We start from the raw sequence: 5,191 nt of genomic DNA, 5'->3' as shown, positions 1-5,191 counted from the left end.
AATGCGGTGGGTCAGCTGCCACATGCATCGGCTGATACACCGCCTTCGCGAGCAAGCCCGCTCCCACAAGGGATCTCAGCGCCTACAGTAAGTCTGTATTCCAATCAGTAAAACGCCCCGCCACACCCCCTCCGGAATTCCCCCTAAACGTCAGCCTCTTCTGAATATCTCCCCACCCGCCGTTTAGCCCTTTGCCGCCATTGACGCCTCTTGGCCAACCCTCTTATCTAGCGCCCAGAGGATTGGATCCTATCCCGGCTATTCACTGAATCGTTCTTTCCAGCCCCTGCCCGCACCTCGCGCAAAGGGCCGGAACGATTGCTGCTGGCTGCATCAAGGAGATTACTTATGACGCACACCCTGCTCACCGCGCCGACCCTGCCACAGGCCCTGCGAAACGGCATCAACGCCCTGGCTGCCGCACAATTGCAGGTCGATATCGCCCCCTATCCCCACATGGATGAGGGCGACCTGATCGAGCTGTTCTGGAACAACTGCTTTGCCGCCTCACGCCGGGTGACCGCCTGCAAGGTCGGCACACCCACGCACCTGCGTGTGCCGGAAAGCTTTGTGCAGGATGGCCCGGCCCAGCTTCATTACCAGGTCATGCAAGTCGGCCACGCCGCCGCACGCTCGGCCGTGACCCGGGTGCGCGTAAAGACCAACTACCCAGGCGGTCAGCCCTCGCCCCTGTACTGCGACGAAAACCTCAACCTCGCCCCTGCCAGCCTGCCCGAGACCATCCGCCGCTACGGCGTCAACGCCAGCCAGGTGCGGCGCGGTATCCCCCTGACCATCGAGCCCTACCTGAACATGACCTGCGGCGACGCCATCACCCTGCGCTGGGGCGACGTGCGCCTGGACCTGCCAAAGATCCGCGCCAGGGATATCGGCCTGCCAGTGCAGGTGTGGGTGCCTTCGGCGGTGATCGTCGAAGCCGGCGACGACAGCCGCCTGGAGGTCACGTACTGCATCCTTGATCGCGTCGGCAACAATTCGCGCTGGGCGCCGGCACGCACGTTGCGCATCGCCGCCGGGACGCCGACCCGCCCGGCCGGGACGGGGCTGATCTATCAGCCACGTCCCCTCGGCTCGCCCTGCGAACCTGGGTGACGGGCCTTCTATGCTTATTCCAAAAATCACGTTTATTTAAATATTTAACACGCTTAGGGTATATGCACCGGACCACCGGACATCTTTGATTTTTCTGTTTTCATTTCATTGAATGCGAGGTCGGTATGGTCAGAATTACCCCGGTGTACAACGCCAGGGCATTGCGTGCAGCCAAGGAGCGGCGCTGATGTCTAACTTGGCTCAAACACCCCCCCAGAGTGATCTGGACGTCGCCCCCCTGCTGTTGCCAGCCACCGTGCTGCGCAACGACGCAGAGGCGCTGAACGCGGCCCATGCGCTGGCCCAGGCCGCACGCCTGCAAGCCGCCAAGCGCGATCAGCAACGCCAGCTGCCATGGGCACAATTGGAACAGTTCACCCGCAGTGGCCTGGGCAGCATTTCCATTCCCCGTGAATACGGCGGCCCGCAGGTGTCCTTCGTGACCCTGGCCGACGTATTCGCCATCATCAGCGCGGCCGACCCGGCCCTCGGCCAGATCCCGCAGAACCATTTCGGCATCCTGCACCTGCTGCAGGGCGCAGCCACCGAGCGCCAGAAAAAGCAGCTGTTCCAGAGCGTCCTCGACGGCTGGCGCATCGGCAATGGCGGCCCGGAACGCGGCACCAAAAACACCCTGGAACTCAAGGCGCGCCTCACCGCCCAGGGCGACGGCTACGTGGTCAACGGCCAGAAGTTCTACTCCACCGGCGCGCTGTTCGCCCACTGGGTGGCGGTCAAGGCCCTCAACGACGACGGCAAGCAGGTCATGGCGTTTGTGCGCCGTGGCACTGAAGGGCTGCGCATCGTTGACGACTGGTCGGGCTTCGGCCAACGCACCACTGCCAGCGGCACGGTATTGCTGGACCAGGTATCGGTGGACGCCGAACTGGTAGTGGAAAACTGGCGCATCGGCGAAACCCCGAACATCCAGGGCGCCGTCTCGCAACTGATCCAGGCCGCCATCGACGCCGGCATCGCCCGTGGTGCCCTCGACGACACCATTGCCTTCGTGCGTGAACGCTCGCGCCCGTGGATCGACGCCAAGGTCGAACGCGCCAGCGATGACCTGTATGTGATCGCCGACATCGGCAAGCTGAAGATCGAACTGCACGCCGCCGAAGCCCTGCTGCGCAAGGCCGGCCAGGTGCTGGACCAGGTCAGCGCCGCGCCGATCACCGCGCAGTCCGCCGCCCGCGCCTCGATTGCCGTGGCCGAGGCGAAAGTGCTGACCACCGAAGTGTCGCTGCTGGTCAGCGAAAAGCTCTTCGAACTGGCCGGCAGCCGCGCCACCCTCGCCGAGTTCAACCTCGACCGCCACTGGCGCAACGCCCGCGTGCACACCCTGCACGACCCGGTGCGCTGGAAGTATCACGCCATCGGCGCCTATCGACTGAACGGCACGTTGCCGGCTCGTCACTCCTGGATTTAACCGACCAGAACACTTCCTCTACAAGCTTCTGGAGCACATATGACTTTCTCTGCAAACGTCGCGGTTATCACCAGCGACGAACAAGCCCTTGTTGTCGCCAGCGACCTGGCCGAAGACTTCCGCCGCGACAGCGCCCAGCGCGACCGCGAACGCCGCCTGCCGTTGCCCGAACTGGACGTGTTCTCCCGCTCCGGCCTGTGGGGCATCAGCGTGCCGAAAGCGTACGGCGGCGCCGGCGTGTCCAACGTCACCCTGGGCAAGGTCATCGCGCTGATTGCCCAGGCGGATGCGTCCCTGGGCCAGATCCCGCAAAACCATTTCTACGCCCTCGAAGTGCTGCGCGTGAACGGCACACCGGCGCAGCAACAACGCCTGTACGCCGAGGTATTGGCCGGCCAGCGTTTCGGCAACGCCCTGGCCGAGCTGGGCACCAAGACCGCCCACGACCGCGTCACCTCGATCACCCGCGACGGCGATGGTTTCCGTATCAACGGTCGCAAGTTCTATTCCACCGGTGCGATCTACGCCCAGCGCATCCCCACTTCGGTGGTGGATGAACATGGCGTGCAGCAACTGGCCTTTGTCCCGCGTGACAGCGACGGCCTGACGGTGATCGACGACTGGAGCGGCTTCGGCCAGCGCACCACGGGCAGCGGTTCGGTGGTGTTCGACAACGCGTGGGTCGCCGCCGCCGACGTGATCCCGTTCCAGAGCGCCTTCGAACGCCCGACCACCGTCGGCCCGCTGGCGCAGATCCTTCACGCCGCCATCGACACCGGCATCGCCCGCGCCGCCTTTGAAGATGCGCTGCACTTTGTGCGCACCAAGACGCGCCCATGGATCGATTCCGGCAACGACAAAGCCAGCGAAGACCCGTTGACCCTGAAAAGCTTCGGCCACCTGAGCATCCGCCTGCACGCCGCCGAGGCTTTACTTGAGCGCGCCGGCGAATTCCTCGACCGCGCCCAGGCCGAGAGCAACGCCGACACCGTCGCCGCCGCCTCGATTGCCGTGGCCGAAGTGCGCGCCTTGAGCACCGAGATTTCCCTGGCCGCCGGCAGCACGCTGTTTGAACTGGCGGGCAGCCAGGCGACCCTGGCCGAACACGGCCTCGACCGCCACTGGCGCAACGCCCGCGTGCACACCCTGCACGACCCGGTGCGCTGGAAGTACCACGCGGTGGGCAATTACTACCTCAACGATGCCAACCCGCCGCTGCGGGGGACCATCTGATGGCGAAGAAAAAAATCCTGCTCAATGCCTTCAACATGAATTGCATCGGGCACATCAACCACGGCATGTGGACGCACCCACGGGACACCTCGACCCAGTACAAAACCCTCGAGTACTGGACCGAGCTGGCGCAGATCCTCGAGCGCGGGCTGTTCGACGGGCTGTTCATCGCCGATATCGTCGGCGTGTACGACGTCTATCAAAACTCCATCGACGTGCCGCTCAAGGAGTCGATCCAGCTGCCGGTGAATGACCCGTTGCTGCTGGTTTCGGCGATGGCGGCGGTGACGAAAAACCTCGGCTTCGGCCTCACCGCCAACCTCACCTACGAGCCGCCGTACCTGTTCGCGCGGCGCATGTCCACGCTGGACCACCTGAGCCGTGGCCGCGTCGGTTGGAACATCGTCACCGGCTACCTCGACAGCGCCGCCAAGGCCATGGGCCTCACCGAGCAGGTCGAGCATGACCGCCGCTACGACCAGGCCGACGAGTACCTGGAGGTGCTCTACAAACTCTGGGAAGGCAGCTGGGAAGACGACGCCGTGCTCAACGATCCACAGGCGCGGGTGTATGCCCAGCCGGGCAAGGTGCACAAGGTCGAGCACCACGGCGAGTTCTATCAGGTGGAGGGTTATCACCTGTGCGAGCCGTCGACGCAGCGTACGCCGGTGCTGTTCCAGGCCGGCAGTTCGGATCGCGGTTTGCTGTTCGCCGGGCGGCATGCCGAGTGCGTGTTTATCAGCGGGCAGAACAAGGCCGCGACCAAGCTCCAGGTGGACAAGGTGCGCGCCAGCGCCGTCGAGGCCGGGCGCAATCCAGACGACATCAAGGTGTTCATGGGGCTCAACGTGATCGTCGGCGCCACCGCAGAGGCGGCCTGGGCCAAGCACGCCGAGTACCTCAGCTATGCCAGCGCGGAGGCCGGGGTGGCGCATTTTTCGGCGTCCACGGCGATTGATTTTTCCCAGTACGCGCTGGATGAGCCGATCCAGTACGTGAAGAGCAACGCCATCCAGTCTGCCACCAAGAACCTGCAGAACAACGACTGGACCCGGCGCAAATTGCTCGAGCAGCACGCCCTCGGTGGGCGCTACATCACCCTGGTCGGTTCGCCCGAGCAGGTGGCGGATGAGTTGGAGTCGTGGATCAGTGAGACCGGGCTGGATGGGTTCAACCTGACGCGGATTGTCACGCCGGAAAGCTATGTGGACTTTATCGATCTGGTGGTGCCGGAGCTGCAAAAGCGCGGGTCGTACAAGACCGCTTATGAGACCGGCACGCTGCGCGAAAAAGTCTTCCACAACACCGCCCGCCTGCCCGAACAACACACCGGATCTACCTACCGACGCTAATCAAAATGTGGGAGCTGGCTTGCCTGCGATAGCGGTGGGTCAGCAAAAAAGAGTTGCCTGACAG

4 protein-coding genes are annotated in these 5,191 nt (G+C 64.0%); all 4 read left to right on the top strand.

Annotation, left to right across the window (positions count from 1 at the left end; all coding sequences use genetic code 11):
- Positions 1-348 precede the first annotated feature (348 nt).
- The 4 genes from NUV89_RS27315 to NUV89_RS27300 all read left to right on the top strand — a co-directional run bounded on the left by NUV89_RS27315 (position 349) and on the right by NUV89_RS27300 (position 5,127).
- The gene (locus NUV89_RS27315; protein WP_257783760.1) at positions 349-1,113 is read left to right on the top strand and encodes a hypothetical protein; all 765 of its coding nucleotides are present in this window, start codon (positions 349-351) and stop codon (positions 1,111-1,113) included.
- Between the two features lie 187 nt (positions 1,114-1,300).
- Positions 1,301-2,542, top strand: coding sequence for an SfnB family sulfur acquisition oxidoreductase (locus NUV89_RS27310; protein ID WP_257783759.1), 1,242 nt, complete (start codon positions 1,301-1,303; stop codon positions 2,540-2,542).
- A 39-nt stretch (positions 2,543-2,581) separates the two neighbouring features.
- Positions 2,582-3,775 (top strand): SfnB family sulfur acquisition oxidoreductase, encoded by a 1,194-nt coding sequence (locus tag NUV89_RS27305; protein WP_257783758.1) that lies wholly within the window; start codon positions 2,582-2,584, stop codon positions 3,773-3,775.
- Complete coding sequence (locus tag NUV89_RS27300; protein WP_257783757.1) at positions 3,775-5,127, top strand: LLM class flavin-dependent oxidoreductase; 1,353 nt, start codon at positions 3,775-3,777, stop codon at positions 5,125-5,127. Before NUV89_RS27305 ends, NUV89_RS27300 begins: the two co-directional genes overlap by 1 nt.
- Positions 5,128-5,191 lie beyond the last annotated feature (64 nt).

Origin of the sequence: Pseudomonas sp. 18.1.10, from assembly GCF_024655625.1 — a bacterium.
Lineage (GTDB): Bacteria > Pseudomonadota > Gammaproteobacteria > Pseudomonadales > Pseudomonadaceae > Aquipseudomonas.
Note: the sequence above shows the minus strand (reverse complement) of the source record. Positions and strands in the feature narration are given on the sequence as shown.

What these genes read in the sequence shown, in the direction of transcription:
- NUV89_RS27315 (WP_257783760.1), top strand. Translation starts at nt 349, where the DNA reads ATGACGCACACCCTGCTCACCGCGCCGACCCTGCCACAGGCCCTGCGA.
- NUV89_RS27310 (WP_257783759.1), top strand. Translation starts at nt 1,301, where the DNA reads ATGTCTAACTTGGCTCAAACACCCCCCCAGAGTGATCTGGACGTCGCC.
- NUV89_RS27305 (WP_257783758.1), top strand. Translation starts at nt 2,582, where the DNA reads ATGACTTTCTCTGCAAACGTCGCGGTTATCACCAGCGACGAACAAGCC.
- NUV89_RS27300 (WP_257783757.1), top strand. Translation starts at nt 3,775, where the DNA reads ATGGCGAAGAAAAAAATCCTGCTCAATGCCTTCAACATGAATTGCATC.